Here is a 25,630-nt window from a genome sequence, read left to right on the forward strand (position 1 = left end):
GGCTCAACGGTCTAGGACTCCATCCCTCGCCGGAGTCCTGGGCCGTCGCACACGGGGAAGGAAGCGCGTCCTGGCGGGTCCCCCACGCCCGCCAGGACGCGTTCTCCTCGACAGGGATCCGCACGAACAGCCGCCTCCATCTCCCGATGGGGGCTTTTCCGTGTCAGGGGGCGCACGGGCCGCCCCGCTCCGGAACCCGGGGCGGCTGGCCCGGGTTCCGGAGCGGGGAGACCGGGTGTCACGACGGCAGGCGGGCAGGATCGTCTCACGTGACCTCGTGGCCACGTCCGTCACCCAGCACGCACGAATCACATCTGCCGCCAAGTCCAGGCCGTCCGCATCGACGACGCCTACAGCCACATCATCAACCCTTGAGGCCGAACGCGGGGGCACCTTTCGTGATGGTGGGACTGGTGGGATTTACCGGTACCAATGCAATTTGCCACGCAAGGTCAACTAGCGGGAGGACTTGCGCTCGGGCGGATGAACATGCAGGCTCCCGGCATCGGCCGGCGCCCAGTCGAGCAGCGTCACATCCCCTGTGACCTCGGTGAACGCCCCCACGACCCGCTCCCCGTGCTCCGGCGGACGCGTCGATCGCCAATTTCCGTACACCAGACAGCCGGAAACCGCCTCCAGCCGGACCATTACCACTAGGTATGGATCGAGCCGTCCCGGCACGAACGGCTGGTGGCTGACGATCCAGCTCTCCACCGTTCCCACGGGGTCGACCTTCCGCCAGCGACACCCTTCCGTACGGCAGACCGGGCAGAAGGCCCGCGGTGGGAAGCGCGGCGTGCCGCAGCCGGCACATTCCTGTACCGCGAACTCCTTCCCGGCGATCCGCTCCCACCACGGGCGGGAGTCCCGGTCGGGCTCGGGACGGTAGGCCATCACGCCCTCCTCAGGATCAGGGCGGAGGTGGCGGGCAGGATGTAGCCGGGCTGGGACGTCGAGAGCGCCACCTCCGCGCCCGGCACCTGCCGGTCCCCCGCGTCCCCCCGGAGCTGGGAGACCGCCTCGGCGACGTGGTTGAGCCCGTGGACGTATCCCTCGGACAGGAAACCCCCGTGCGTGTTGACCGGGAGGGCGCCGTCCAGGGCGGTCGCGCCCGACTCCACGTACGGCCCGCCCTCGCCCTTGGCGCAGAACCCGTAGTCCTCCAGCTGGACGATCACCGAGTAGGTGAAGCAGTCGTACAGCTCGGCCACGTCCACCTCCTCCGGGCCGAGCCCGGCCTGCGCGTACAGGCGGGGGGCCAGGGCGGCGGCCGCGGTGACCGTGGGGTCGGCGCCGGCGAGCGAGAGGTGCGAGGTGCCGCCGCCCCAGGCGGCGCCGGAGACGAGGACGGGCGGGCGGCGCAGCGAGCGGGCGCGTTCGGCCGTGGTGACGACCACGGCGCAGGCCCCGTCGGTCTCCAGGCAGCAGTCCAGCAGCCGGAACGGCTCGGCGATCCACCGGCTGGCCAGGTAGTCGTCGAGGGTGATGGGCGTACGCATGAGAGCACGCGGATTCTTGGCGGCGTTGGCCCGCTGGGTGACGGCCAGGCGGCCGAAGTGCTCGGCCTTGGTGCCGTAGCGGAGCATGTGGGCGCGGGCGTACATGGCGAACTGCTGGGGCGGGGCCACGTACCCGTACGGGGCCTGGTACTGCACCTCAGGGCTCACCGGCACGCCCCTGCCGGTGCCGCCCATGCGGAACTCCGAGCGGGCGTTGATGGCCCGGTAGCAGACGACGGTCTCGGCCAGGCCCGCGGCCACCGCCAGCGCGGCCTGGCCGACGACGGCATGGGAGACGCTGCCCCCGCCGAACTGGTCCAGGTGCCAGGCCAGGTCGCTCAGCCCCAGGGCGGGGCCGACGAGGGTGGGCGGGGCCGAGTCTCCGACGCGGTGAGTGGCCAGGCCGTCCACGTCGTCCGCGGTCAGGCCGGCGTCCTCCAGCGCGGCCAGCACGGCCCGGCAGGCCAGGGTCAGCGTGCTGACGCCGGAGTCCTTGGTGAAGGGCGTGTAGCCGACTCCCGCGACGGCCGTGACATTCCTGAATTCAAGCAAGCGCTTGGGCACATACGTCACGTTATGCACCCGTTTTCGCCCCTGTCAACGCAGGTGAGCCGGTGCGACTTGACACCTTTCGCCGCTTCCCCTTAGCGTCCAAGCAAGCGCTTGGTAAGATGAGCGCAGTCGGCGTACGAGGAGGCGGATCATGAGCACACACGCTGCCCGGCTCATCGCGCCGGACGGCTGCCGCGGCCTTCCGACGCCCTACCAGCGCAGGACTCGCAACGGAGCCGCCATGCCGACGAGCCCATCCCAGCACAGCCCGAACGGCCACCTCGACAGCCGCCGCTTCCGGCAGGTGCTGGGCAGGTTCGCGACCGGCGTGGTGGCGATCACGGCCGTCGACCCGCTGAGCGGCCGGCCGTGCGGCCTGGCCGCCAACTCCTTCACCTCGGTCTCGCTGGACCCGCCCTTGGTGGCCTTCTGCGTCGCGCACACCAGCACGAGCTGGCCCAAGGTACGCGCCGCCAAGGTCGTCACGGTCAACGTGCTGGCCGAGACCCAGCAGGACGTGTGCGCGCAGATGGCGAGCAAGGGCGGCGACAAGTTCGCCGGCCTCGCCTGGACCGGCTCCCCCGGCGGCAACCCGGTGCTCGACGGCGCGCTCGCCTGGCTCGACTGCGTGGTCGAGGCCGAGCACGTGGCGGGCGACCACATGATCGTGGTGGCCCGGGTGCACCAGCTCGACACGCTCGCCGAGGGCGGGCCACTGCTGTTCTTCCGCGGCGGGTACGGATCGTTCAACGGCGGGTTCCTTGAGCCTTCGTGAGCGGGCCAGGGCCTGGCTGGAGGAGAGCCTGCGCGGCGAGTTCGCCGACGCAAGGGGGCTCGGCGGCCCCGGGCGCGAGCACGAGGGATTCGAGCGGCGAAAGGCGTGGGAGCGCCACCTCGGCCGGCACGGCTGGACCTGCCTGGGCTGGCCCGAGAGGTACGGCGGCCGCGCCGCCTCCCTCGCCGACCAGGTCGCCTTCCACGAGGAGTACGCCAGAACCGGCGCCCCCGCCCGGGTGGGCCTCATCGGCGAAGGGCTGGTCGGCCCGACCATCCTGGAGTTCGGCACCGACGAGCAGAAAGAGCGCTTCCTGCCCCCGATCCGGCGCGGCGAGGAGCTGTGGTGCCAGGGCTACTCCGAGCCGGAGGCCGGCTCCGACCTGGCCAATGTCCAGACGCGGGCCCGGCTCGAAGCGGGCGAATGGGTGATCACCGGCCAGAAGGTGTGGACGTCGCTGGCGCACGTGGCCGACTGGTGCTTCGTCCTGTGCCGTACGGAGGAGGGCTCCCGGCGTCATCACGGGCTGTCGTACCTGCTGGTGCCCATGAACGGCCCCGGCGTCGAGGTGCGCCCGATCGTGCAGCTGACCGGCACCTCGGAGTTCAACGAGGTCTTCTTCGACGGCGCGCGCACGGCGGCGGGCAACATCCTCGGGGCGCCGGGCGACGGCTGGCGGGTGGCCATGGCCACGCTCGGCCACGAGCGCGGGGCCTCCACGCTCGGGCAGCAGCTCGGGTTCGCGCGGGAGCTGGACACGGTGATCGCGACCGCCCGGCGCACGGGCGCCGCCGCCGACCCCGTGCTGCGCGACCGGCTCGTACGCGCCTGGCTGGAGCTGCGGATCATGCGGCTGAACGCGCTCAGGACGCTGGGCTCCGACCCGGGTCCCGAGGTGTCGATCGCCAAGCTGTACTGGTCGGAGTGGCACCGCAGGCTGGGCGAGCTGGCCCAGGCCGTCCAGGGCCGGGCGGGGCTCGCCTGCGGCCCCGACGGGCTGAACGAGCTGCAGCGGCTCTACCTGTTCAGCCGGGCCGACACCATCTATGCCGGTTCCAGCGAGATCCAGCGCAACATCATCGCCGAGCGCACCCTGGGACTTCCCCGCTGATCGGAGCCGCCGATGTCACCATCCCGACCGACGCCGCCCCAGCCGAAGGCTCACGGCCTGCTGGACGGCAAGGTCACGCTCGTCACGGCCGCCGCGGGCGCCGGCATCGGCTACGCCACGGCCAGGCGCTGCGCCGAGGAGGGCGCCACGATCGTCGTCTCCGACCGGCACGAGCGCCGCCTGTCGGCCGCCGCCGACGCGCTGACCGAGCTGACGGGGGTCAAGCCGCTGGCCGTCCCCTGCGACGTGACCTCGGAGGCGCAGGTGCTGGCGCTGTTCGACGCGGTCGTGGAGGCGCACGGGCGGCTGGACGTGGTGGTCAACAACGCCGGGCTCGGCGGGACCGCGCCGCTGGCCGAGATGACCGACGAGCAGTGGCACGCGGTCATCGACGTCACGCTGCACGGCACCATGCGCTGCACCAGGGCGGCCCTGCGGCAGATGATCGCCCAGGGCTCCGGGGTCATCGTCAACAACGCCTCCGTGGTCGGCTGGCGGGCCCAGCGCGGTCAGGCGCACTACGCCGCGGCCAAGGCCGGCGTGATGGCGCTGACCAGGTGCGTCGCGATGGAGGCGGCCGAGCACGGGGTGCGGGTCAACGCCGTGGCGCCGTCGCTGGCGGTGCATCCGTTCCTGGCGAAGGTGACCAGTGAGGAGCTGCTGACGGAGCTGGCGGCCAAGGAGGCGTTCGGGCGGTCGGCGGAGCCGTGGGAGGTGGCGAACGTGATCGTCTTCCTGGCGAGCGACTACTCCTCGTACATGACGGGCGAGGTCGTCTCCGTCTCCTCGCAGCATCCGTGAACCCGCAGGAATCATCCCTGACCGGCGCGGATCGCCCCTGTCAGGGAAAGACCAGGGTGGCCGTACGGGCGATCCGGATCTAGTGTCCGGACCATGGGCACACGCTCTTCGTTCCTGCTCGATGTCCTCATGACGGAGTTCGGCGAGTCGATCAAGCGAGACCCCGCCGCGTTCAGGCGGAAGTTCAGGAAGATGGCGGCCTCCCCCTTCGCGTTCTACCGGGGCAGCGCCTGCCTGTTCTACGCGGACATGACCGGATCCTTCGCCGACGAGTCCTACCTCGACGGGCCGACCAGCCGGGTGTGGATCCACGGCGACCTGCACGCGGAGAACTTCGGCACCTACATGAACGCCTCCGGCGTCCTCGTCTTCAACGTCAACGACTTCGACGAGGCGTACGTGGGCCCCTACGTCTGGGACCTCAAGCGGTTCGCGGCCAGCCTGGCCCTGCTCGGGTACGCCAAGGCGCTGTCCGACGACTCGATCAGCGTGCTGGTGACCGACTTCGCCGGGGCGTACCTGGTCGAACTGGGCGCCATCGCGGCCGGTGGCGACGACGCGATCGGCTCGCTCACGCTCGACACCACCACCGGCGTGCTGCACCGGGTGCTGCAGCGGGCCCGGCTGAGCACCAGGGTGGCGCTGCTCGACGTCGAGACCATGATCGACGACTACGACCGGCGCTTCGCGCTCATGGAGGGGCGCGAGCCGGTGGACGAGGCGACGCGGCTGGCGGTGCTGGCGGCCTTCGACGACTACCTGGCCACGCTGCCGGCGCCGCTCGCGCCGCACGAGCAGACGATCAAGGACGTGGCGCTGCGCAAGGGCGTGGGCATCGGGTCGGCGGGGCTGCCGTCGTACAACCTGCTGCTCGAAGGGCGCTCGCAGGCGCTGGAGAACGACGTGATCCTCTACATGAAGCAGGCGGCGGCCCCCGCGGTGGCGCGCTACATCTCCGACGAGAAGGTCACCTCCTACTTCCTGCACCAGGGGCACCGCACGGCCGAGTCGCAGCGGGCGCTGCAGGCCTACGCCGATCCGTGGCTGGGATACACCTCGCTCGGCGGGGTGGGGCAGCTGGTGGCCGAGGTGTCCCCGTACTCGGCCGACCTCGACTGGGACGACGTCAACGAGCCGGCGGAGCTGCGCTCGATCGTGCAGGACCTGGGGCGGGCGGTGGCCCGCATGCACGCGGTGGCCGACGACGAGTCCAGCCACGACCTGGTGGACTTCTCGACGGAGGAGGCGATCGTGGCGGTGATCGGCGCGGACAGGTCCGGATTCGTCGCCATGCTGGTGGACTTCGCCCATCGGTACGGGGCGCGGGCCAGGGACGATCATCAGCGGTTCGTCGACCTGTTCCGCAACGGCCGCCTGCCCGGAGTGTGAGCGTCCGACCCTGACAGCCGACCGGTCGGTATGGCATGCTCCCAGAACATGACTCTGTTCTCAGTGGAAGGCAAGAACGTCGTCGTCACCGGCGGTTCGCGCGGCATCGGGCGCATGATCGCCGCCGGGTTCGTCGAGGCGGGCGCGACCGTGCACATCTCCGCCCGCAAGACGGCCGAGGTGGAGAAGACGGCCGCCGAGCTCGGCTGCTCCGCCGTGCCGGCCGACCTGTCCACGCCCGAGGGGCTGGACCGGCTGGTGTCGGCGGTGGACGGGCCGCTGCACGTGCTGGTGAACAACGCGGGGGCGACGTGGGGCGCGCCGCTGGAGGAATATCCGGAGAGCGCCTTCGACAAGCTGTGGAACATCAACGTCAAGGGGGTGTTCCAGCTGACCCAGCGGTTCCTGCCGCAGTTGCGCCAGGCCGCCGGCGCCGACGACCCGGCCCGGGTGATCAACGTCGGCTCGATCGACGGGCTCAGGGTGCCGGCCTTGGAGAGCTACGCCTACTCCGCGACGAAGTCGGCCGTCCACATGCTCACCCGCCACCTGGCCAAGCGCCTGGCCGGCGAGCACATCACGGTCAACGCCATCGCGCCGGGGCCGTTCGAGTCGAAGATGATGGCGTTCGCGCTCGACGACCCCGCCACGCGCGCGAGCATCGCCGCGAGCGTCCCGCTGGGGCGCATCGGGCGGCCTGAGGACATGGCGGGCGCGGCCATTTACCTGGCCTCGCGGGCGGGGGCGTACCTCACCGGCACGGTCATCCCGGTGGACGGCGGGATCTCCTGCTGATCAGAGCAGCTCGCGCAGCGCCCTGGCGAAGCTCGCCGCCGCCGACGGCTCGTGGCGCAGGTAAAGGGCGGGCTCGGTCAGCTCCAGCTCGATGACGGCGGGCGCGCCGCCGGGGAGCCGGACCAGATCGACCCTGGCGTAGAGAAGGACATGGGGTACGGCGGTGAGCACCTTCTCGGCGAGGTCGACCTGGTCCGGAGCCGGCGTGCGGAGCCGGGCCCGCGAGATGTCGCCGGGGCCCGCCCCGCGGGCGAGCATGGGCCTGCGGCGGACGGCGTGACTGAGGCGGCCGTTGAAGAACAGCAGCGAGGTCTCGCCCTCCGACTCCACCATGTCGAGGTACGGCTGCACCATCGGCGCGCGCCCCGCGGCCTCCAGCGCCGCGGCCAGCGCCTCGGCCTCGGCGCGGTCGGCGGTCCTGACGGTGTCGCGGGCCCCGCCGGAGACGGTCGGCTTGACGACGTATTCCGGCCAGTCGGGCAGCCCCCGCGACGACCAGTGCGTGGGCACGATCGGCACACCCAGGTCGCGCAGGTAGGTCTTGTCGGTGTTCGACTCCAGCACCGCGTACGGGTTCAGCAGCCGCGTGACGGACTCCACGCCGCGCGCCCACGCCAGGAACTCCTCCCGCCGCAGGATGTAGTCCCAGACGGAACGGACGACGACGGCGTCGTACGCGCTCCAGTCGACCGCCGGGTCGTCCCAGCGCTCGGCGCGCCCGTCGATCCCGGCCTCTTTCCAGGCGGTCAGGACCAGGTCGAGCTCGTCGTCCTCACGAAAGTTCTCAAACGTGGCATAGGCGCAGAGAGTCACGCAAAGATGCTATTACGGTGCGAGCCGGGCCTTTTCGGCCCGGCCCGCCCCCTACCCCGCACGGGCGCGCCGCCTTCCGTCAGGTCCGCGGCGCGGGAGCCGGATTAGTCGACCACGTCGTCGACGGCCACGTCGCTGCCGTTGGTGCCCGTCACGGCGTTGCCGTTGACGTTGTTGATCGCGGTGGCGCCGAGGCCGTTCACGTTGGAGTTGACGACGTTGCCGAAGTTGTTGCCCGACTGCGAGGAGCCGCGGTTGGAGCTGGTGTTGCCGGCGTTCGTGTCGGCCTGGGCGGGGGCGGACAGCAGGGTCACGCCGGCCGCGGCGGCGATGAGACCGGTCACGCAGAGCTTCTTCATCATGGTGCTTGCCCTTTCGTAGTGCTGTTTCGGGACGCCAGCGGGTCAGTGGAAGATGTACGTCACCGTGATGCCGCCGTGGGTGGCGGTCGGCGCGATGCCGTTGACGTTGTTGACGTTGGTCGAGTGTCCTGAGCCGTGGTTGCCGGCCAGGACGTCCCCGAAGTTGTTTCCCGACTGGGACGAATCGCTGTTGCCGCTCCGGTTCGCGGACCAGTTGGCGCCGGTCCACGGGCTGATCCAGTCGTCGTCAGCGTGAGCGGGGACTGCCAGTAGTGTGCCGCCGGCGACCGCTGCCAGCACGGCCGCGGCGGCGCACACCCTTCTGATCACTTCTGCTCCTTCGCCAGTTGGGGAAGAGCTCGGAGACGGCGCTCGCAGGGCCCTGAGCGCACACCGCCCCCTTGACCTTCCTTGGACCTCAGGGGATCAAGGTCAGTGCGAGCATATAGCGTTGCGTGGTCGATTAGTAGCTGTGCGTGATCAGAATATTGTTCGAAGCTTACGCTGACACGGGATGTCAGTGACCCGGCCCTAACGTCCGGCGCATGATCTACGAACTACGGCGCTACCAGATGCGCCCCGGGCGGCGTGACGTCCTCATCGAGCTGTTCGAGCGGGAGTTCATCGAGACGCAGGAGGCCACCGGCATGCGGGTCGCCGGATCCTTCCGCGAGGACGGCGAGCCGGACACCTTCCCCTGGTTGCGGGCCTTTCCCGACATGGAGTCGCGGCGGGCGGCGCTGACCGACTTCTACAGCGGCCCGACCTGGCTGGCCAACCGTGACACGGCCAACGGCACGATGGTCGACTCCGACGACGTGCTGCTGCTGCGGCCCGCCGGACCGGAGCTGCCTTTCGGTGAACGGCCTCCGGTGGGGGCGAAGGAACTGCCCTCGTCACTCTACGTAGCCACGATCCATCACGTGGCCGGAGACGGCTTCGCCGGACTCTTCGCGCGGGAGGCCCTGCCGGCGCTGGCCGAGGCGGGGGTGCGGCCGGTGGGGTGCCTGGAGAGCGAGCACGCGGAGAACACCTATCCGCGACTGCCCGTGAGGACGGGGGTGAACGTGTTCGTGTGGTTCGCCCGTTTCGAGACTCCGGAGGAGGAGCGGGAGGTGGAGCTGCCGATGCTGAAGCCGTACCTGACCGCGCCCACGGAGCGGCTGCGCCTGCGCCCCACCGCCCGGTCTTCCCTGCGCTGATCCCCCACCGCCCGCTCGTCTCTGCGCTGACCTCACACCGCCCGGCGTCCGCGCGCTGGTCCCGCGCGTCCCCTGCCGCCCCGGCGCTGAGGCCCGCACCGGTCGGCGCATCGGTCCACAGCGTCAGGGGGCGCTCCGGCTCCCGTGCTGGCCGCCGTTCAGTCCGCGACGAGGTGGCGCCAGGCGGGGATCTCGCCGCCGCCGTCCACTCGCACCTCCGCGCCGGTCACGTAGCCGGGGGCGGCCAGCCACAGGCAGGCCTGGGCCACGTCGGCCGGTGTGGCCATCCGCCCGGCCGGGATGGCCCGGCCGTCGAGATCCGCCCGGCCGCCATAGTGGTCCGCCGCGCCGTGGGCACCGGCGCCCCGAGTGCCGAGGTCCCGGGCTCCGGCATCCTGGGATCCGGCGTCCCGGGTGTCGGCGTCCCGGGTGGTGGCCAGGCCCACGACGACCGTGTTGACCCGCACCCGGGGGGCCCACTCGGCGGCCAGGCAGCGGGCCAGGTGGTGCAGGCCGGCTTTGGCGGCGCCGTACGCGGAGGTGCCGGGTGAGGGGCGGGCGCCGCTGGCGCTGCCGATCATCACCACGGCCCCGCCCGCCTCGGCGAGCAGCGGGTACGCGCACTGCGAGACCAGCAGCGGAGCCGTCAGGTTGAGCTCGATGACGCGGGCGTGCAGGCGCGGCGACGTGCCCTCCAGGGGTGCGGGGGGCGAGCCGCCCGCGTTGTTGACCACGACGTCGAGCCGGTCGAACCCCGAGATCAGCCGCTCGACGTCCGAAGGATCGCGCACGTCGGCCTGGACGAAACGGAACCCCCCGGCCGGGACGGCGCCGCGCCCGACCGCTCCGGTATCGCCGGAGTGATGGTCACGGGCGGTGGGTGGGGTTCTGGCGCAGACGGTGACCTCGGCGCCGGCCGAGGCGAAGGCGGCGGCGATGCCGGCGCCGATTCCCTTGGTGCCGCCGGTCACCAGGACGCGCTTGCCCGCGTAGTCGTAAGTCACGGTCACGAGTGCTACCGTACCAAGCAAGCGTTAGGTAAGGGGGGAGATGGGCATCACGTTGCTGGGCGGAGCGGTCGCCGAGGTGGTCGTTGACCTGCCGCCGGTGAACGCACTGGCCGTGCGGGACTGGGAGAAGCTGGCCCGCCTCGTGCGGGCGGCCGGCGAGGACCCCGCGACCCGGGTGGTCGTGCTGCGGGCCGAAGGGCGCGGGTTCAACGCCGGAGTGGACATCAAGGAGATGCGCGACAGCGAGGGGCACGCCGCGCTGGTCGGGGCCAACCGGGCCTGCTACGAGGCGTTCGCCGCCGTGTACGAGTGCGCGGTGCCGGTGATCGCGGCCGTGCACGGGCACTGCCTGGGCGGCGGCGTCGGGCTGGTGGGGAACGCGGACGTGGTGGTGGCCGGCGAGGACGCCTACTTCGGCCTGCCCGAGGTGGACAGAGGCGCGCTGGGAGCCGCCACGCACCTGTCCAGGCTGGTGCCGCAGCATCTCGTCCGAGCCATGGTCTACACGTGCAGAAACGTCACCGCCGCCGAACTGCACGCCTTCGGGTCCGTCCTGGAGGTGGTGCCGCGCGACAAGCTGCACGAGGCGGCGATGGAGGTGGCGGGGCAGATCGCGGCCAAGGACCCGTACGTGATCCGGCGCGCGAAGGAGTCGCTCAACGGCATCGACCCGATGGACGTCAACCGCAGCTACCGCTTCGAGCAGGGCTTCACCTTCGAGCTGAACCTCCTGGGCATCGGCGAGCGGCACAGGGAGCGGTTCGAGTGAGCGCATCGGCCAACGAACCGGCGGCCGATCTGGGAGCACGCCCGGGGAGCAAGGTGATGACGGCCGAGCAGGTGGCCGCGTCCGTGGAGAGCGGGATGGCGGTCGGGATCGGCGGCTGGGGCTCGCGCCGCAAGCCCATGGCTCTCGTCCAGGCCCTGCTCCGCTCCCCCGTCCGCGACCTCACCCTCATCTCGTACGGCGGCCCCGACGTCGGCATGCTCTGCGCGGCGGGAAAGGTGCGCAGGGTCGTGGCCCCGTTCGTGACCCTCGACTCCATCCCCCTCGAACCGCACTTCAGAAGGGCCCGCCAGACGGGGGCGATCGAGTTCACCGAGTACGACGAGGGCATGTTCATGTTCGGCCTGCTGGCCGGGGCGCACCGGCTGCCGTTCCTGCCGACGCGGGCCGGGATGGGCTCGGACGTGATGCGGGTCAACCCGGAGCTGCGGACCGTGCGGTCGCCGTACGCGGACGGGGAGGAGCTGGTGGCGGTGCCGGCGCTGAGGCCCGACGTGGCGCTCGTGCACGTGAACCGGGCCGACGCGCGGGGCAACGCCCAATACCTGGGCCCCGACCCGTACTTCGACGACCTCTACGCCAAGGCCGCCGGGCGCTGCTACGTCTCGTGCGAGCGGCTGGTGGACCCGGCGGACCTGCTGAAGGAGGGGCCGGTGCAGTCGTTGCTGATCAGCCGCTCGATGGTGGCGGGCGTGGTGGAGGCGCCGGGCGGCGCCGGGTTCACCTCGTGCGAGCCCGACTACGGCCGCGACGAGGCCGAGCAGCGGCGATACGTGGAGACTCCGTGGGAGGACTTCCGTGAGCAGGGCTGACGTGTGCGTGGTGGCCTGCGCGGAGGCGTTCATGGGCGACGGGGAGATCCTCGCGGCCGGGATCGGCGGGGCGGTCACGGTGCTGGCCGCGCGGCTGGCCCGGCTCACGTTCGAACCTGACCTGCTCACCCACGACGGCGTCTGCCTGCTCACCGGCGACGTGCCCGCGCTCGGCGAGGCACCGCAGGTGGTGGAGGGGTGGCTGCCCTTCCGCGAGCACCTGTGGCTGGTGCTGAACGGGCGGCGGCACGTCATGCTCGGAGCCAGCCAGATCGACCGGCACGGCAACACGAACATCTCCTGCGTCGGCGACTGGGCCAGGCCCAAGGCGCAGCTGCTCGGTGTGCGCGGCGCCCCGGGGAACACCCGCTGCGACCCGACGAGCTACTGGATCCCCCGGCACTCGACCAGGGTGTTCGTCCCCGAGGTGGACATGGTCAGCGGGCTCGGCACCGACAGGGGCGCGTTCGAGCTGCGCCGGGTGGTGACGAACCTGGCCGTGCTCGACTTCGGCGGGCCCGGCGGGGCGATGCGGCTGGTGTCGACGCATCCTGGGGTGAGCGTGGCCGACGTGGTCGCCGCGACCGGGTTCGAGCTGGCCGGCGCCGGCGACGACGTCCCCCGTACGCGGGAGCCGACCGAGGAGGAGCTGCGCGTGCTCGACCGCCTCGACCCCGGTCGCCTGCGCGACCGGGAGGTGCCGGCGTGAGGACCGCGCTGACGTCGCTGGTCGGCTGCCGGCATCCGATCGTGCAGACCGGCATGGGGTACGTCGCCGGGGCCCGGCTGGCCGCGGCCACGTCGGCGGCGGGCGGCCTGGGCGTGATCGGGTCGGCCACCATGTCGGTGCCCGAGATGACCGCGGCGATCAGGCGGGTCAAGGAGCGGACGGACGCCCCCTTCGGGGTGAACCTGCGTGCCGACGCCGACGACGCGGCGGCCAGGATCGAGGTGCTGATCAAGGAGGGCGTGCGGGTGGCGTCGTTCGCGCTGGCGCCGCGCCGCGAGCTGATCGCCCGGCTCAAGGACGCGGGCGTGGTGACGATCCCGTCGGTGGGGGCGCGCCGGCACGCGGAGAAGGTCGCGGCGTGGGGCGCCGACGCGGTGATCGTACAGGGCGGCGAGGGCGGGGGGCACACGGGGCCGGTGGCGACCACCCTGCTGCTGCCGCAGGTCGTGGACGCGGTGGACATCCCGGTGATCGCGGCGGGCGGCTTCTTCGACGGGCGCGGGCTGGTGGCGGCGCTGGCGTACGGGGCCTGCGGGATCGCCATGGGCACCCGGTTCCTGCTGACCGCCGACTCGCCGGTGCCCGACGAGGTGAAGCGGTTCTACCTGGCGGCGCGCGAGACCGTGGTGACCCGCGACGTGGACGGGGTGCCGCACCGGGTGCTGAGCACGCCGTTCGTGGCCTCGCTCGAACGTTCCCGCCTGGTCAGGGCGGTGGTGAACGGGGCCAGGTTCAAGCGGCTGTCGGGGCTGTCCTGGCGGTCGATGCTGCGCGAGGGACGGCGGATGCGGCGGGGCCGCGAGCTGACGTGGGCGCAGGTGCTGCAGGCGGCGAACACACCGGTGCTGCTGCGGGCGGCCATGGTGGAGGGCAGAGTGGACCTGGGGGTGATGGCCTCGGGGCAGGTGGTCACGGTGATCGACGACCTGCCGTCCTGCCGTGAGCTGGTCGAGCGCGTCATGGCGGAGGCGGAGGCGACACTGGCCCGCCTGCCCGCGAGCACGTCCCTCCAGGACGAGGCACCCACAGGACGGTGACGCCACGTACGACGCGGCGGCTACAGGACGGTGATGCCGCGGGCCGCGAGGATGGCGTTGGCCTGCGTCTGGTTGATCACGGCACCCGCGAACGCGCGCAGCCTGTCGTCGTCCGGCTGCCCCAGATCGGCCCCGCGCAGGTCGGCCTGCTGGAACTTGGTCAGCAGCAGCCGCGCGCCGATGAGCCGGCAGTCGCTCAGCGTGGCCTGGGTGAAGTCGCAGCCGGACAGGTCGGCGTCGTCGAAGCGCACGCCCTCGATCACCTCGCCGCGCAGCGAGCAGCCGCCGAGGTTGGCCAGCGTCAGGTTGGAGCGCGCGACCTTGAAGCCGGTGCCCCTGGAGCCGGTGAGCGAGGCACCGATCATGCGGCAGCCGGTGAAGGAGACGTCGGTCAGCAGCGCGCCGCCGAACCGGGCCGACGACAGGTCCACGTCGGTGAAGGTCGCGTCGATGAGGTCGGCGTCGCTGAACCTGATGCGCATCCCGCCGCCGCCCTTGAAGACCGCCCCGTCGAGGTCGGCCTTGCGGAAGTCGGTCTGCTCCAGCACGCACGACTCGAACCGCGCCCCGGCCAGCGAGGCGCCCCACAGGTCGGTCTCCGTCAGGTCGCACTCGCGGAAGACATGGGTCTCCCCCTGGGGAAGCCGGTCGCCCAGCGCCTTGTGTGAGAGGTCCTCGCCGTCGAAGTTCACGATCTCAGAGACTACCGGTCAGCACCTCCGCCGCGGCCTGGCCGCAGACTCGCGCGGAGCCGTACGTGGCGATGTGCACGGCCCCCAGGTCGGACCTGGCGGGCAGGCCCATCTCCACGACCACGGCGTCGGGGCGGGCGCTGAGCAGGTGGCTCAGGGCCTCCGACTGCCAGCGGTGGCGGTGCACGTCCCTGACCACCACGACCAGCGGACGGCCGGCGGCCCGGCCGATCACCCGCTCCAGCTCGGGGCCGGTGGTCCGGCCCGCCGTCAGGCGGACGGTGGAGGTGCCGGGGCGCAGCCGGGTCAGGGGCTCGCCGACGCCCCACGGGGTCTTCCTGTCGATGGCCAGGTTCATCTCCGGCGCCAGCTCCACCACGCAGGGCTCGGGGCCGAGCGGGAGCACGGCCGCGGTGGAGCGGCGGGTGAGGCGGATCGCCCGGCGGGCCGCGGTCAGGCCGACGTGGCCGTCGGCGGGGGCCGGACTGCCCGAGGAGGCGGCCCACGTGGCCAGCTCGCGGACCCTGCGAGCGGCGTCCGCCAGTCGCTCCTCGGGCAGCAGCCCGCTGGTCACCGCCGCCGCGATCGCGTCGCGGATCCCGGCCGCGGTGGCCTCGTCGGCGTGCTCACCGCCGACGCAGATGGCGTCCGCCCCGGCGGCCAGGGCTCGGGCGGAGGCGCCGCCGATCCCGTACGCGCCCGCCACGGCGGCCATCTCGATGCCGTCAGTGATGATCATTCCGTCGAAGCCGAGCTCCTCCCGCAGCAGCCCGGTGAGCACTTTGGGGCTGAGCGTGGCGGGCAGTTCGGCGTCGTACGACGGCACCAGGAGGTGGCCGGTCATGACCGCCTTGACCCCTTCGGCGATGGCCTCGCGAAAAGGGAACAGCGCGTCCTCGATCCCGCTCTCGGCGACGACCGGCACCCCGTGGTGCGAGTCCACGGAGGTGTCCCCGTGCCCGGGGAAGTGCTTGGCGCAGGCGGCCACCCCGGCCGACTGCAGCCCGCGGACGAACGCCCTGGTGTGCCGGGCGACCAGCGCGGGGTCCGCGCCGAAGGCCCGCAACCCGATGACCGGGTTGTCCGGGTTGGAGTTGACGTCGGCGGAGGGGGCGAAGTCGAGGGAGATGCCCGCCCCGGCCAGGTCCGCGCCGAGGCCGGCGGCCAGCGACTCGGTGAGGTCCACGTCGTCCACGACGCCGAGCGCGTATCCGCCGGGGCGGCTGCTGCCGGTGTCCGCCTCCAGCCTGGTGACCTCGCCGGACTCCTCGTCGGTGCCGACGAGCACCTCGGGGTTCTCCGCGCGCAGGGCGGCCGTGAGCCGGGCCACCTGGGCGGGGTCGGCGATGTTGCGCGAGAACAGCACCACGCCGGCCAGCCCCGCGCCGAGCCGGCGGCGGATCCAGTCGGGAGGGTCGTGTCCGGTGAAACCGGGGAAGAGGACGGCGTCGGCGAGGCGAAGCAGGTCACCGCTCAGGGGCATGGTCTGCAATCTAATAGGAAAGTTTCCTATTTGCTAGAGGCATTTTCTGACGTCAGCCCGTTTCCTATCATGACAGACCCGACTCATAGCGAGCCCGGCTCACGATCCGCCCGGCTCCTGACCCCCGGCCGGCCCTGGCTCGCCATCCGCCCGGCCCATGTCGAACCGGGCGTCCCCCACCCCCAGGCCCCGGTCCGTCAGGGCGATTCCGGGCCGGGCGTGGCGAGTCGTTCGATGATCGTGACGTTCGCCTGGCCGCCGCCCTCGCACATGGTGAGCAGGCCGTACCTGCCGCCGGTCCGCTCCAGCTCGTGCAGCAGCTTGACCGCCAGCACGGCGCCGGTCGCGCCGAGCGGATGGCCGAGGGCGATGGAGCCGCCGTTCGGGTTGACCCTGGCGGGGTCGGCGCCGGTCTCCTGCATCCAGGCCAGCACGACGGAGGCGAACGCCTCGTTGATCTCGATCGCGTCGAAGTCCCCGATGGACAGGCCGGTCATCCCTAGCGCGTGCACGGTGGCGGGGATGGGAGCGGAGAGCATCATGATCGGGTCGTCGCCGCGCGCCGACAAATGGTGCACGCGGGCGCGCGGCGCCAGGCCGTGCTCGCGCACCGCGCGGGGCGAGGCGACGAGCAGGGCGGCGGCGCCGTCGGAGATCTGGGAGGCCAGGGCGGCGGTCAGGCGGCCGCCGTCCGTCAGTGGCCTGAGCGCGGCCATCCGCTCGCGGGTGGTGTCCCTGCGCGGGCCCTCGTCCACGGCGACGCCTTCGAAGGGGGCGATCTCGCGCCCGAAGTGCCCGGCGTCGATGGCGTGCAGGGCCCGGCGGTGCGACTCGTACGCGTACCGTTCCATCTCCTCGCGCGAGATGCCCCAGCGCTCGGCGATCAGCTCGGCGCCGGTGAACTGGGAGACCTCCTGGGTGCCGTACCGCTGCGCCCAGCCCTTGGAACCGGAGAACGGCGTCTCGTGCCCGAGCGGCCGGCCCGCGAGCATCGCGGAGGAGATGGGGATCATGCTCATGTTCTGCACACCCCCGGCCACCACCAGGTCGTTCGTGCCGGACAGCACGGCCTGGGCGGCGAAGTGCAGCGCCTGCTGCGAGGAGCCGCACTGGCGGTCGATCGTGACGCCCGGCACCTCCTCCGGCAGGCCCGCCGCGAGCCAGCAGGTGCGCGCGACGTCGCCGGCCTGGGGGCCGATGGTGTCCACGCAGCCGAAGATCACGTCCTCGACGGCGGACGGGTCGGCGTCGGCGCGGTACATCAGCTCTTTGAGCACGTGCGCGCCGAGGTCGGCGGGGTGGGCTCCGGACAGCCCGCCGTTCCTGCGCCCGACGGGGGTGCGGACGGCGCCGACGATGTACGCCTCACTCATCCCGATATCGTAGCAAGCGCTTGGTATGTGCGGGAATGCCGTATGAGCTGGGCCGGTAAGGTGAACAAGCGATTGTCCGATGGCTCATAATGGTGTCGTGACCACGCGAAAGAACTCCGGCACCACCGCCGCCCCGGCCAAGCGCCAGCGCGCGACCTCATCGGGGTCGGCGTCCGAGCGTCGCGACCACCTCGTCAAGCTCGCTGCGGAGCTCTTCGCGCGCAAGGGCTTCCAGGCCACGACCGTACGCGAGATCGCCGACGAGGCGGGCATCCTCTCCGGAAGTCTCTACCACCACTTCGACTCCAAGGAGACGATCGTCGACGAGGTGCTGTCCACCTTCCTCGACGACCTCATCGCCCGCTACCGCGCCGCCCTCGACACCAAGGCCGACCCCCGCACCGTGCTGTCGGAGATGGTGCGCATCGGCTTCGGCACGCTGGAGCCCCACCGCGCCGCCATCACGGTGATGCAGAACGACTGGAACTACCTGCGCCAGTTCGAGCGCTTCAACTACCTGGTCAAGGCCGAGGACGAGGTCGAGCAGATCTGGGTCTCGCAGATCAAGGCGGGGCAGGCGGCCGGGCTGTTCCGGGCCGACGTCGACCCCAAGCTGACCTACCGGATGATCAGGGACACGATCTGGGTGGCGGTGCGCTGGTTCCGCCCCGGCGGCAGGCTCAACACGGCCGGCCTGGCGGAGCACTACATCACCGTGCTCTTCGACGGGCTCGCCACCGGCGAGCGCACCACCCAAAAGGGATGAGCCTCGGCAAGGCGGTGCGCCTGGCACTGCAGGAGGCGGCCGAGCCCGCCAAGGCCGAGACCATGCGCGCCTACATGAAGTCCACCATGCCCTTCCTCGGCGTCAAGGCGGTACCCCGGCGGGCGGCGCTGCGGAAGGTGTTCGGCGAACACCGGCTGGGCAGCGCTCCCGAGTGGCGGCGCGCCGTGCTGTCGCTGTGGCGCGAGGCCGAATTCCGCGAGGAGCGCTACGCCGCCGTCGAGCTGTCCGGCTATCACCTCTACCGGGAGTTCCAGACCCTCTACACCGTGCCGATGTACGAGGAGATGATCGTCACCGGCGCCTGGTGGGACCTGGTCGACGAGCTGGCCACCCATCGCGTCGGCGGGCTGCTGGCCGTCTATCCCGACTCGATGCGGCCGCTCATGCTGGAGTGGGCGCACGACGACGACCTGTGGAAGCGGCGCACGGCCATCCTGTGCCAGAACCGGTTCAAGTCGCGTACGGACACGGCTCTGTTGTACGCGTGCATCGAGCCGAGTCTTTCGGACAACGACTTCTTCGCCCGCAAGGCGATCGGCTGGGCCTTACGCGAGTTCGCCAAGACCAATCCCGGCGAGGTGATCCGCTACGTGAAGGCCAAGGGCATCTCGGGGCTCAGCCGCCGCGAGGCGCTCAAGAACCTGCCGGCCCAGTAGATCAGGCCCCTATGATCGGGCCGGCGATCAGCCCGGTGGTCAGGCCCAATGATCGGCCCCGGTGTTCAGGCCCCGGCAGGCTGTGCGCGCAGTGACAGCACGGCTTCGGCGATGCGCTCGGGCTGCTCATCGAGCATGTTGTGGCTGGCGTCCAGTTCGAGCACGCGCAGGTGCGGGCGGTCGGCGGTGAGCGCCGTCAGGTCGCGGCGGATGCCCGCGCGCAGCGCCGGCATGAGGTCGCCGGTCCGGCCGGGCAGCCCCGGCAGGTTCCTGGTGGCCAGCACGAACAGGGCCGGGCAGCGCAGGTCCGCCACCGCGGGGACGCTGTCCTGGAAGTGCGGGTCGTACCTGACCCGCGCGGCCAGCTCGGCGTCGGGGCGCGCGTAGACGCCGTCGGCCGTGTGGCGCAGCGCCCGCTGGGGGAACATCGCGACGTGCTCCTCGGGCAGCGGCTGGGCCATCGCCGCGGCCTGGGCGTCGAAGACGGCCTTCAGCTCCGCCAGCAGCGCGGTCACCTCCTCCTCCGCGAGGCCGGCGTAGTGGCGCGGCGCGGTCTCGGCCGAGCGCAGGCCGTCGAGGTTGACGATCCCCGGGCCGTCCGGGTGACGCAGGCCCCAGCGAATCGCGATCATGCCGCCGAGCGAGTGTCCGGCCACCAGGGGCGCGTCCAGGCCGAGGTGGTCGACGACGGCCTGCACGTCGTCGAGGACGGCCTCCCAGTCCCACGGGCCGTCGCCCGAGCGGCCGTGGCCGCGCAGGTCCATCGCCACGACGCGGCGACTGCCCGTCAGCGGCGGCGCGAGGGCGTCCCAGTGCAGCAGGGTGCCGCCGAGGCCGTGCAGCAGCAGCACGGGAGGCCCGTCGCCGCCGTGATCGCGGACGGCAAGGCTGACAAGGCGGTCATCGATGATCAGGTCTTGCGGTGCCACGGGATGCTCTCCTGGGGTCGGTTGAGCCGGTCGCGAATGGAGGAGGTGGTGACGCCGCCGTCGGGGTGCCGGTCGAGCTTGCCCCGCTTGACCAGGTCGTGCACGCCCTGCCGGGTGATGCCGAGCATCGCGCCCGCCGTGGCGTACGGCACCGCCGCCGCCGTGGGGTGCCCGGCCGTGCGGGCCACGGCCCGGCCGAGCGCGCTTCGCCACCACGAGTCGGGCGGGTCGAAGGGTCCGTCGCCGGGGAAGAGCACGCCGATGAGCCTGGCCGCGGTCGCGGTGGCCCGCTCCCTGTCGGCGCCCAGCAGTTGCGCGGCCCACACCTCGGCCTCCACGCGCAGCCGCGCCCTGACGGGGCTCAGCAGCTCGTCGGAGGTCAGCAGGATCTCCAGCGGGTCGAGGATGCGCGTCTCCAGCAGGCGCACCAGCTCGGCCACCAGCTCGACGTGGTCTTCCGTGGTCGTCACTTGACACAAGATAGCAAGTACTTGCGCGCCGACGTCAAGTAGTCGGAGTCACCTCGTCCACAGGGCGTCCTGGACGGCTTGGACCAGGGCCATCAGCTCCGGGGTGACCCGTTCCTTCGACCACGCCAGCGCGTACGTGATCCGCAGATCGCCCGCCTCCAGCGGCACGAAGCGCACGTCGTCCCGCCGGATCGTCCTGACCATGAGCTGCGGGATGGGCAGCAGGCCCGCCCCTGCGGCCACCAGGTCGAGGGCGGCGGCGAAGTCGTCGGCCACCAGCCGGGAGCGGCCGGGCAGCCCAGGCCACGGGCGGCTGCCCGGCGTGAGGAGCACCTGGCCGCCCAGCTCGGCCGGACTCACTCGCGGAAGGGACTCCAGGCGGTGCCCGGCGGGAACGGCCAGATGGTCGACGGTGACGTGGAACCTGGCCGCCGTGACGAACCGGGCGGGCGCCGGCGTGGCCAGGATGGCCGCCGAGACCTCGCCGTCCGCCAGCGCCCGCGCGGCCTCGTCGCGCCCGGCGGCGCGCAGCTCGACCCCGACCGCGGGGGTGCGCGTCGCCAGCCGCCTGACGATCCGGGCGGCCAGCGTCCCGACAAGGGGTGGATAAGCCAGGTGAATGGTCGGCCGAGCCAGCCGGGCAGCCTCCGCGCCGAACGCCTGGACCGAGTCGATCACCTGCTCCGCGTACGCCAGCAGCGCCTTGCCCGCGGCGGTGAGCCGCACCTCGCGGGCGCTCCGCTCGAAGAGCCTGACCCCGGTGGCACGTTCGAGCCGGGTGATGGCCTGGCTCATGGCGGGCTGGGACATCCCCACGTCGGCGGCGGCGGCCGAGAAGCTGAGCCGTTCCGCGACCCGCGCGAAGCACTGGATCTCCCGAAGCATAAGCAGCACAAATCCATGGTGCATGACGTTCCGGCAATCGGCAGCATTCCACCGACCTGAACGATCTCGAAGGAGCACCAGAACATGTCAGCACTTATCCCGTCTTCCCCCGGGCCGTTTCCCGCGTCCACCGTGCTCGGATATCCGCGGGTCGGACCGCGGCGCGAGCTGAAGCGGGCGCTGGAGTCGTACTGGGACGGGCGGGCGAGCCGGGCGGAGCTCGACCGGGTGGGCGCCGAGATCAGGGAGCGCACCTGGCACCGGCTGGCCGAGCTGGGCCTCGAAGGGCTGCCGTCGAACACGTTCTCGCTATATGACCAGGTGCTGGACACGGCGGTGCTGCTCGGCGCGGTGCCGGCCCGCTACCGCGACGCGGCCGACCCCTACTTCGCGATGGCCAGGGGCACCGACGGACTGGCGCCGCTGCGGATGACGAAGTGGTTCGACACGAACTACCACTACATCGTGCCCGAGATCGGACCGGAGACCGTGTTCAAGCTGGACGCCGCCAAGCCGTTGGCCGAAGTGCGGCAGGCGCGGGCGCTGGGGTACGAGACGCGGCCCGTGGTGGTGGGGCCGGTGACGTTCCTGCTGCTCGGCTCGGCCCTGGACCGGCTGGACGAGGTGCTGGCCTGCTACGAGGAGCTGCTGGCCGCGCTGGCGGCGGAAGGGGTCGCGTGGGTGCAGCTCGACGAGCCCGCGCTGGTGGGCGACAGGACGCCGGAGGAGCTGGCCGCCGTCAGGACCGCCTACGAACGGCTGGGCGCCCTGGGCACGCGGCCCGCGCTGTTCGTGGCGTCGTACTTCGGCGACCTCGGCGAGTCGCTGCCCGAGCTGGCCGCCACGCCGGTCGAGGCCATCGGGATCGACCTGGTCAGGGGCGGGGTGCCCGGTGTCGATCTGAGCGGCAAGACCGTGGTCGCGGGCGTGGTGTCCGGGCGGGACGTGTGGCGCACCTCGCCGGAGCGCGCGCTGGCCGCTCTGGGCGCCGTACGCGCCGCGCAGGTCGTGGTGTCCACCTCGTGCTCGCTCCAGCACGTGCCCTACTCGGTCGCGGACGAGCCTGACCTCGCGCCGGAGCTGAAGGCGCGGCTGGCGTTCGCGGAGGAGAAGGTGGCCGAGGTCGTGGCGCTGGCGCGGGCCGACTTCCGCGGCTCCCTGCCGGCCGGGCCGCCCGGACTGTCCGTGGCGCTGCCGGCGCCGGTGGTGACCGAGGGGCGTGGCTCGTACGCCGACCGCGCCGCCGCTCAAAAGGCGCACCTGCGGCTGCCCGTCCTGCCCACCACCACGATCGGCTCGTTCCCGCAGACCGGTGAGCTGCGCGCGGCCCGCGCGGCCCTGACGGCGGGGACGCTGAGCCAGGAGGAGTACGAGCGGCGGGTCGAGGCGGAGATCGAGCGGGCGATCCGGCTCCAGGAGCGGCTCGGCCTCGACGTCCTCGTGCACGGGGAGCCCGAGCGCAACGACATGGTGCAGTACTTCGCCGAGCACCTCGACGGGTTCGCGGTCACCAGGAACGGCTGGGTGCAGTCGTACGGGTCGCGCTGCACCCGCCCGCCGATCCTGCACGGCGACGTGAGCCGTCCCGGGCCGATCACGGTGCGCTGGTCCACGTACGCGCAGTCGCTCACGGACCGGCCGGTCAAGGGCATGCTCACCGGCCCGGTCACGATCGTGGCCTGGTCCTTCGTCCGGGACGACCTGCCGCTGCGCGACGTGGTGTTCCAGGTGGCCGACGCCGTCAGGGAGGAGGTCCGCGACCTGGAGGCGGCCGGGCTGTCGATCGTCCAGGTGGACGAGCCGGCGCTGCGCGAGCTGCTGCCGCTGCGGCGGGCGGCGCAGGACGACTACCTGGAGTGGGCGGTGGCGGCCTACCGGCGGGCCACGTCCGGGGCCAGCGACCGCACACAGATCCACACGCACCTGTGCTATTCGGACGCCGACCAGATCCTGGCCGCCATCGACGGCCTGGACGCCGACGTCACGACGATCGAGTCGGCCCGGTCGGGGGCGCGGATCCTGGGGACGGTGGCGGCGTTCGGGCGCGGGCTCGGCCCGGGGGTCTACGACATCCACTCGCCCCGGGTGCCCGGCGTCGAGGAGGTCGAGGAACTGCTGCGCAGAACCGTGGCGGCGCTGCCGGCGGAACGGGTCTGGGTCAACCCGGACTGCGGGCTGAAGACGCGTACGTACGAGCAGGTCGAGGCCGCACTGGCCAACGTGGTCACCGCCACCCGGCGGATCAGGGCCGAACTGGAGGCTCAGGCGTAACGCTCGACGTCCCCGCTCAGGCGTAACGCTCGGTGTGCTCGACGATTGCCGCGATGGCCAGGTCCCAGAGTTCTCGTGGCGGTTGTTGATGCCCGGCGCCGGGGAGGGGGACCAACTGCGCGCCAGGGATCTCGGCGGCGAGGGCCTGGCCATGCTCAAGAGGGAACATCGGGTCGGTGGTGCCGTGCAGGACCAGGGTGGGGGTGGTGATCTGGTCGAGCCGGGAGCCGGTCGGGGTGTCGTCGTCCAGGGTGAAATGGTTGGTCATCGAGGCGGCCATGTCCCGGGTTCGATCGACCTCCTGGGCAGCGAGCCGCCGGTAGTGCGGCTCGTCGAACCCGAGACTTCCCGCGTACGGCCGTTCCACCTCGACCCGATAGGCCACCACCGCGTCCCGGTCGGTCCAGTCGGGCTCGGGTCCGGGGTCGGTGAACGTGGCCATCACCTGCGGTCTCGGTGGTGGGAGCCTGCGATCGTGCTCGGCCGGGACGGCGGGGCTGGTTGAGGCCAGGCACAAGGTGCTCACCCGTTCGGCGTGTTCGAGAGCGATACGCTGGGCGATGCCGCCTCCCATCGACAGCCCGACCACGTGCGCGCGGCCCACCCCCAGGGCGTCCAGTATTCGCAGTGGGTCGGTGGTCAGATCGTGGGCGGTGTACGACGGTCGTCCGGGCGGTGAGCTGGTCGACCGGCCGGTGTCGCGGTGGTCATAACGCACGACCCGGCGACCCGCCTCGGCGAGCCTGCTGCAGAACTCCTCTTCCCACCAGATCATCGACTGTGCTCCGCCGGCGATCAACAACACGGTGGCGTCGGCCGGGACACCGAACACCTCGTAACACAGGTCGATCCCGTCGATGGTGACCGTTTGCTCGGTCATGGTGCGGTCCCCTTGGTCGTGGCGGGCCGGGTGCTCGTGGGCCGGCCGCCGGCGTAACGCTCGGTGTACTCCTCGACCGTCATGCCGAAGAGCACCTCGTCGTGATAGCGGCCGTTGGCGTAGTGGCTCCTGCGCCGGCGGCCCTCCTCCACGAAGCCCAGCCGGCGGTGGAGGGCGAGCGAGGCGTCGTTGTAGCCGTAGACCCAGGCCTCGGCCTTCTGGAAGCGGCGCTCGAAGAACATGTAGCGCAGGGTCAGCACGATGGCCTCGCTCGCGTAGCCCTTGCGCTGGTGCGGCGTGCCGACGGCGATGCCGTAGGAGAAGGTGCCGTGGACGCGGTCGATCGTGTGGGTGTTGACCGAGCCGACCAGCAGGTTGCCGGCCTTGGTGGCGATCGCCAAGGAGAACTCGTCGAGGTCGAGCTCCTCCTCGGCGTGCTCGATCGCCGCCTTCTTCGCCCGGGCGACCGAGGTGGGCGGGGTGAGCCGCCAGCCGCTGCGCACGGCGTCGGAGTCCTCGTCGAAGGCGTGGAAGGCCTCCCAGTCCTCCGGCTCTCTGGCACGCAGCCGGACGCGCTCGCCTACCCAGGCCGACGTTGTCATGGCAGGCAGCCAAGCAGATCGGGGCACGGTCCTGCGAGCGCTTTTCCGGCAGTGATCACCGCTGAGCGAACGTCCTGGCCAGGTGGGCGAGGGCGGCGTCGGCGTAGTGGCGGGGGCCGATGCTCAGCCCGTACGCCAGGTCCTCGATCAGCGCGCACCTGGCGTGGAACAGGATCCGCGCCCGGTCCTCCTCCGTCACCTCGAACTCGTAGAACGACACCGTCAGCTCGAAGATCTCCGGCCCCAGATCCCGATAGATCAGCGCGAAGTCGTGCGCGGGGTCCGTGATCGCGGCGTCCGTCCAGTCGATGACGCCCGTGATCGTGGCGCCGTCCGCGTCCACCAGCAGGTGCTCCGCGCCCAGGTCGTTGTGGCAGAAGCGCGTCAGCTCCGGCTCGGCCGGCGGGTGCTGCCGCAGGAAGCGCTCGACCAGCGGGCGCTGCTGTTCCGGGACGTGCCGCTCCACGTCCCGGTAGTCGAGCTCGGCGTCCTGGAGCAGCGTCGGCATGGGATAGGCGTCCCGTGGCGCCAGCTCCTCCATCCGGGCGGGCTCGGCGCCGTGGATCGCGCTGAGGAAGCCGCCCAGGGGCCTGGCCAGCTCCCGGGGCCGCAGGCCCGGGGAGCCCTCCAGGAGGTTGAGCGGGGTGCCGGCGAGCTTGCGGTAGGCGATCGCGCCGGACTCGTCGTCGGCGAAGACGACCTCGGGGACGGGCAGCGGGGACAACTCCCTGACGGCCGCCAGGCGGGCGACCTCCTGGCGGGTCTTGCGCGCATCGCTCACCCTGCTCCGCCGTACCAGCAGCTCGTCGTTGACCTCGGACACGTGGTTGTCGAGGCCGGTGCCGAGCCGCCGGACGGAACGCACCCGGTAGCCGGGCAGGTGCCGAGCCAGCAGGGCGTGAATGTCGCCGGTCACACCCCGCACCC

The 25,630-nt window shown here is 71.9% G+C and carries 28 protein-coding genes; 13 read left to right on the top strand and 15 right to left on the bottom strand.

Going from position 1 to position 25,630, the window contains the following annotated elements; translation table 11 throughout:
• Positions 1–456: 456 nt before the first annotated feature.
• Positions 457–894: a zinc ribbon domain-containing protein gene (locus AB0C27_RS04500; RefSeq protein ID WP_357837675.1), complete on the bottom strand. Its 438-nt coding sequence runs from the start codon at positions 892–894 to the stop codon at positions 457–459.
• The gene (locus tag AB0C27_RS04505) at positions 894–2,063 is read right to left on the bottom strand and encodes an acetyl-CoA acetyltransferase (RefSeq protein ID WP_357837678.1); all 1,170 of its coding nucleotides are present in this window, start codon (positions 2,061–2,063) and stop codon (positions 894–896) included. Before AB0C27_RS04505 ends, AB0C27_RS04500 begins: the two co-directional genes overlap by 1 nt.
• Before the next feature lie 229 nt (positions 2,064–2,292).
• Here AB0C27_RS04505 and AB0C27_RS04510 point away from each other — a divergent pair, with 229 nt between their 5' ends.
• From AB0C27_RS04510 to AB0C27_RS04530, 5 genes are all read left to right on the top strand, one after another.
• Positions 2,293–2,826: a flavin reductase family protein gene (locus AB0C27_RS04510; protein ID WP_357838016.1), complete on the top strand. Its 534-nt coding sequence runs from the start codon at positions 2,293–2,295 to the stop codon at positions 2,824–2,826.
• Positions 2,813–3,937, top strand: a complete 1,125-nt coding sequence (locus AB0C27_RS04515) for an acyl-CoA dehydrogenase family protein (protein WP_357837681.1) — start codon at positions 2,813–2,815, stop codon at positions 3,935–3,937. Before AB0C27_RS04510 ends, AB0C27_RS04515 begins: the two co-directional genes overlap by 14 nt.
• A 12-nt stretch (positions 3,938–3,949) precedes the next feature.
• Positions 3,950–4,738: an SDR family oxidoreductase gene (locus AB0C27_RS04520; RefSeq protein WP_357837684.1), complete on the top strand. Its 789-nt coding sequence runs from the start codon at positions 3,950–3,952 to the stop codon at positions 4,736–4,738.
• A gap of 93 nt (positions 4,739–4,831) precedes the next feature.
• The gene (locus tag AB0C27_RS04525) at positions 4,832–6,127 is read left to right on the top strand and encodes a DUF2252 domain-containing protein (RefSeq protein WP_357837687.1); all 1,296 of its coding nucleotides are present in this window, start codon (positions 4,832–4,834) and stop codon (positions 6,125–6,127) included.
• 48 nt (positions 6,128–6,175) lie between these two features.
• Positions 6,176–6,922, top strand: coding sequence for an SDR family oxidoreductase (locus tag AB0C27_RS04530; protein ID WP_357837689.1), 747 nt, complete (start codon positions 6,176–6,178; stop codon positions 6,920–6,922).
• On the opposite strand, the gene AB0C27_RS04535 is transcribed toward AB0C27_RS04530, so the two are convergent.
• The 3 genes from AB0C27_RS04535 to AB0C27_RS04545 all read right to left on the bottom strand — a co-directional run bounded on the left by AB0C27_RS04535 (position 6,923) and on the right by AB0C27_RS04545 (position 8,427).
• Entirely contained in the window at positions 6,923–7,735 is an 813-nt protein-coding gene (locus tag AB0C27_RS04535) for a hypothetical protein (RefSeq protein WP_357837692.1), read from the bottom strand.
• A 104-nt stretch (positions 7,736–7,839) separates the two neighbouring features.
• A complete protein-coding gene (locus AB0C27_RS04540) occupies positions 7,840–8,097 on the bottom strand; it encodes a hypothetical protein (protein ID WP_357837695.1) in 258 nt (85 codons plus the stop codon).
• 42 nt (positions 8,098–8,139) lie between these two features.
• Positions 8,140–8,427 carry a hypothetical protein gene (locus AB0C27_RS04545; protein ID WP_357837698.1) on the bottom strand — a complete coding sequence of 96 codons (288 nt, stop codon included), beginning with the start codon at positions 8,425–8,427 and terminating at the stop codon, positions 8,140–8,142.
• Between the two features lie 215 nt (positions 8,428–8,642).
• Here AB0C27_RS04545 and AB0C27_RS04550 point away from each other — a divergent pair, with 215 nt between their 5' ends.
• A complete protein-coding gene (locus AB0C27_RS04550; protein ID WP_357837700.1) occupies positions 8,643–9,299 on the top strand; it encodes an NIPSNAP family protein in 657 nt (218 codons plus the stop codon).
• Positions 9,300–9,457: 158 nt separating this feature from the next.
• On the opposite strand, the gene AB0C27_RS04555 is transcribed toward AB0C27_RS04550, so the two are convergent.
• Positions 9,458–10,309: an SDR family oxidoreductase gene (locus AB0C27_RS04555; protein WP_357837703.1), complete on the bottom strand. Its 852-nt coding sequence runs from the start codon at positions 10,307–10,309 to the stop codon at positions 9,458–9,460.
• A gap of 40 nt (positions 10,310–10,349) precedes the next feature.
• On the opposite strand from AB0C27_RS04555, the gene AB0C27_RS04560 reads away from it, so the two are divergent.
• From AB0C27_RS04560 to AB0C27_RS04575, 4 genes are read left to right on the top strand one after another with little or no spacing between them, the layout of a single operon-like run.
• Positions 10,350–11,078, top strand: coding sequence for an enoyl-CoA hydratase family protein (locus AB0C27_RS04560; RefSeq protein WP_357837706.1), 729 nt, complete (start codon positions 10,350–10,352; stop codon positions 11,076–11,078).
• Positions 11,079–11,134: 56 nt separating this feature from the next.
• Positions 11,135–11,908 (top strand): CoA-transferase, encoded by a 774-nt coding sequence (locus AB0C27_RS04565; protein WP_357837709.1) that lies wholly within the window; start codon positions 11,135–11,137, stop codon positions 11,906–11,908.
• Positions 11,909–11,939: 31 nt separating this feature from the next.
• The gene (locus AB0C27_RS04570) at positions 11,940–12,617 is read left to right on the top strand and encodes a CoA-transferase (RefSeq protein ID WP_357838019.1); all 678 of its coding nucleotides are present in this window, start codon (positions 11,940–11,942) and stop codon (positions 12,615–12,617) included.
• Complete coding sequence (locus AB0C27_RS04575; RefSeq protein WP_357837712.1) at positions 12,614–13,675, top strand: nitronate monooxygenase; 1,062 nt, start codon at positions 12,614–12,616, stop codon at positions 13,673–13,675. Before AB0C27_RS04570 ends, AB0C27_RS04575 begins: the two co-directional genes overlap by 4 nt.
• A gap of 20 nt (positions 13,676–13,695) precedes the next feature.
• On the opposite strand, the gene AB0C27_RS04580 is transcribed toward AB0C27_RS04575, so the two are convergent.
• The 3 genes from AB0C27_RS04580 to AB0C27_RS04590 all read right to left on the bottom strand — a co-directional run bounded on the left by AB0C27_RS04580 (position 13,696) and on the right by AB0C27_RS04590 (position 17,223).
• Positions 13,696–14,367, bottom strand: a complete 672-nt coding sequence (locus tag AB0C27_RS04580) for a pentapeptide repeat-containing protein (RefSeq protein ID WP_357837715.1) — start codon at positions 14,365–14,367, stop codon at positions 13,696–13,698.
• Between the two features lie 4 nt (positions 14,368–14,371).
• Positions 14,372–15,850 carry a glycoside hydrolase family 3 N-terminal domain-containing protein gene (locus tag AB0C27_RS04585; protein ID WP_357837718.1) on the bottom strand — a complete coding sequence of 493 codons (1,479 nt, stop codon included), beginning with the start codon at positions 15,848–15,850 and terminating at the stop codon, positions 14,372–14,374.
• 197 nt (positions 15,851–16,047) lie between these two features.
• Positions 16,048–17,223, bottom strand: a complete 1,176-nt coding sequence (locus AB0C27_RS04590; RefSeq protein ID WP_357837720.1) for an acetyl-CoA C-acetyltransferase — start codon at positions 17,221–17,223, stop codon at positions 16,048–16,050.
• Positions 17,224–17,320: 97 nt separating this feature from the next.
• Here AB0C27_RS04590 and AB0C27_RS04595 point away from each other — a divergent pair, with 97 nt between their 5' ends.
• Both AB0C27_RS04595 and AB0C27_RS04600 read left to right on the top strand, forming a co-directional pair.
• Positions 17,321–17,989, top strand: a complete 669-nt coding sequence (locus tag AB0C27_RS04595; RefSeq protein ID WP_346104227.1) for a TetR/AcrR family transcriptional regulator — start codon at positions 17,321–17,323, stop codon at positions 17,987–17,989.
• Entirely contained in the window at positions 17,986–18,666 is a 681-nt protein-coding gene (locus AB0C27_RS04600; RefSeq protein ID WP_357837724.1) for a DNA alkylation repair protein, read from the top strand. The genes AB0C27_RS04595 and AB0C27_RS04600 overlap by 4 nt, the downstream gene beginning before the upstream one ends.
• Positions 18,667–18,731: 65 nt before the next feature.
• Here the strand turns inward: AB0C27_RS04600 and AB0C27_RS04605 are convergent, their stop codons facing one another.
• From AB0C27_RS04605 to AB0C27_RS04615, 3 genes are read right to left on the bottom strand one after another with little or no spacing between them, the layout of a single operon-like run.
• Entirely contained in the window at positions 18,732–19,595 is an 864-nt protein-coding gene (locus AB0C27_RS04605; protein WP_357837727.1) for an alpha/beta hydrolase, read from the bottom strand.
• The gene (locus tag AB0C27_RS04610) at positions 19,577–20,065 is read right to left on the bottom strand and encodes a hypothetical protein (RefSeq protein ID WP_346104233.1); all 489 of its coding nucleotides are present in this window, start codon (positions 20,063–20,065) and stop codon (positions 19,577–19,579) included. Before AB0C27_RS04610 ends, AB0C27_RS04605 begins: the two co-directional genes overlap by 19 nt.
• Positions 20,066–20,113: 48 nt before the next feature.
• Positions 20,114–20,950 (bottom strand): LysR family transcriptional regulator, encoded by an 837-nt coding sequence (locus AB0C27_RS04615; protein WP_346104369.1) that lies wholly within the window; start codon positions 20,948–20,950, stop codon positions 20,114–20,116.
• Between the two features lie 84 nt (positions 20,951–21,034).
• On the opposite strand from AB0C27_RS04615, the gene metE reads away from it, so the two are divergent.
• On the top strand, positions 21,035–23,221 hold the full coding sequence (gene metE / locus AB0C27_RS04620) for a 5-methyltetrahydropteroyltriglutamate--homocysteine S-methyltransferase (RefSeq protein ID WP_357837730.1): 2,187 nt from the start codon (positions 21,035–21,037) through the stop codon (positions 23,219–23,221).
• Between the two features lie 16 nt (positions 23,222–23,237).
• On the opposite strand, the gene AB0C27_RS04625 is transcribed toward metE, so the two are convergent.
• The 3 genes from AB0C27_RS04625 to AB0C27_RS04635 are packed head-to-tail and all read right to left on the bottom strand — an operon-like array spanning position 23,238 to position 25,619.
• Positions 23,238–24,101, bottom strand: coding sequence for an alpha/beta fold hydrolase (locus tag AB0C27_RS04625; protein WP_357837733.1), 864 nt, complete (start codon positions 24,099–24,101; stop codon positions 23,238–23,240).
• Positions 24,098–24,703 (bottom strand): GNAT family protein, encoded by a 606-nt coding sequence (locus AB0C27_RS04630; RefSeq protein WP_357837736.1) that lies wholly within the window; start codon positions 24,701–24,703, stop codon positions 24,098–24,100. The genes AB0C27_RS04625 and AB0C27_RS04630 overlap by 4 nt, the downstream gene beginning before the upstream one ends.
• Positions 24,704–24,758: 55 nt before the next feature.
• Positions 24,759–25,619, bottom strand: a complete 861-nt coding sequence (locus tag AB0C27_RS04635; RefSeq protein WP_357837738.1) for a phosphotransferase — start codon at positions 25,617–25,619, stop codon at positions 24,759–24,761.
• Positions 25,620–25,630 lie beyond the last annotated feature (11 nt).

The organism is Nonomuraea sp. NPDC048882 (assembly GCF_040649755.1).
Classification (GTDB): Bacteria; Actinomycetota; Actinomycetes; order Streptosporangiales; family Streptosporangiaceae; genus Nonomuraea; species Nonomuraea maheshkhaliensis.

Bases quoted from the DNA above. Each gene is read 5' to 3' on its own strand.
- AB0C27_RS04500 (WP_357837675.1), bottom strand. From the start codon at position 894: ATGGCCTACCGTCCCGAGCCCGACCGGGACTCCCGCCCGTGGTGGGAG.
- AB0C27_RS04510 (WP_357838016.1), top strand. From the start codon at position 2,293: ATGCCGACGAGCCCATCCCAGCACAGCCCGAACGGCCACCTCGACAGC.
- AB0C27_RS04520 (WP_357837684.1), top strand. From the start codon at position 3,950: ATGTCACCATCCCGACCGACGCCGCCCCAGCCGAAGGCTCACGGCCTG.
- AB0C27_RS04525 (WP_357837687.1), top strand. From the start codon at position 4,832: ATGGGCACACGCTCTTCGTTCCTGCTCGATGTCCTCATGACGGAGTTC.
- AB0C27_RS04530 (WP_357837689.1), top strand. From the start codon at position 6,176: ATGACTCTGTTCTCAGTGGAAGGCAAGAACGTCGTCGTCACCGGCGGT.
- AB0C27_RS04540 (WP_357837695.1), bottom strand. From the start codon at position 8,097: ATGATGAAGAAGCTCTGCGTGACCGGTCTCATCGCCGCCGCGGCCGGC.
- AB0C27_RS04550 (WP_357837700.1), top strand. From the start codon at position 8,643: ATGATCTACGAACTACGGCGCTACCAGATGCGCCCCGGGCGGCGTGAC.
- AB0C27_RS04560 (WP_357837706.1), top strand. From the start codon at position 10,350: ATGGGCATCACGTTGCTGGGCGGAGCGGTCGCCGAGGTGGTCGTTGAC.
- AB0C27_RS04565 (WP_357837709.1), top strand. From the start codon at position 11,135: ATGACGGCCGAGCAGGTGGCCGCGTCCGTGGAGAGCGGGATGGCGGTC.
- AB0C27_RS04570 (WP_357838019.1), top strand. From the start codon at position 11,940: ATGGGCGACGGGGAGATCCTCGCGGCCGGGATCGGCGGGGCGGTCACG.
- AB0C27_RS04585 (WP_357837718.1), bottom strand. From the start codon at position 15,850: ATGCCCCTGAGCGGTGACCTGCTTCGCCTCGCCGACGCCGTCCTCTTC.
- AB0C27_RS04590 (WP_357837720.1), bottom strand. From the start codon at position 17,223: ATGAGTGAGGCGTACATCGTCGGCGCCGTCCGCACCCCCGTCGGGCGC.
- AB0C27_RS04600 (WP_357837724.1), top strand. From the start codon at position 17,986: ATGAGCCTCGGCAAGGCGGTGCGCCTGGCACTGCAGGAGGCGGCCGAG.
- AB0C27_RS04615 (WP_346104369.1), bottom strand. From the start codon at position 20,950: ATGCTTCGGGAGATCCAGTGCTTCGCGCGGGTCGCGGAACGGCTCAGC.
- metE (WP_357837730.1), top strand. From the start codon at position 21,035: ATGTCAGCACTTATCCCGTCTTCCCCCGGGCCGTTTCCCGCGTCCACC.
- AB0C27_RS04625 (WP_357837733.1), bottom strand. From the start codon at position 24,101: ATGACCGAGCAAACGGTCACCATCGACGGGATCGACCTGTGTTACGAG.
- AB0C27_RS04630 (WP_357837736.1), bottom strand. From the start codon at position 24,703: ATGACAACGTCGGCCTGGGTAGGCGAGCGCGTCCGGCTGCGTGCCAGA.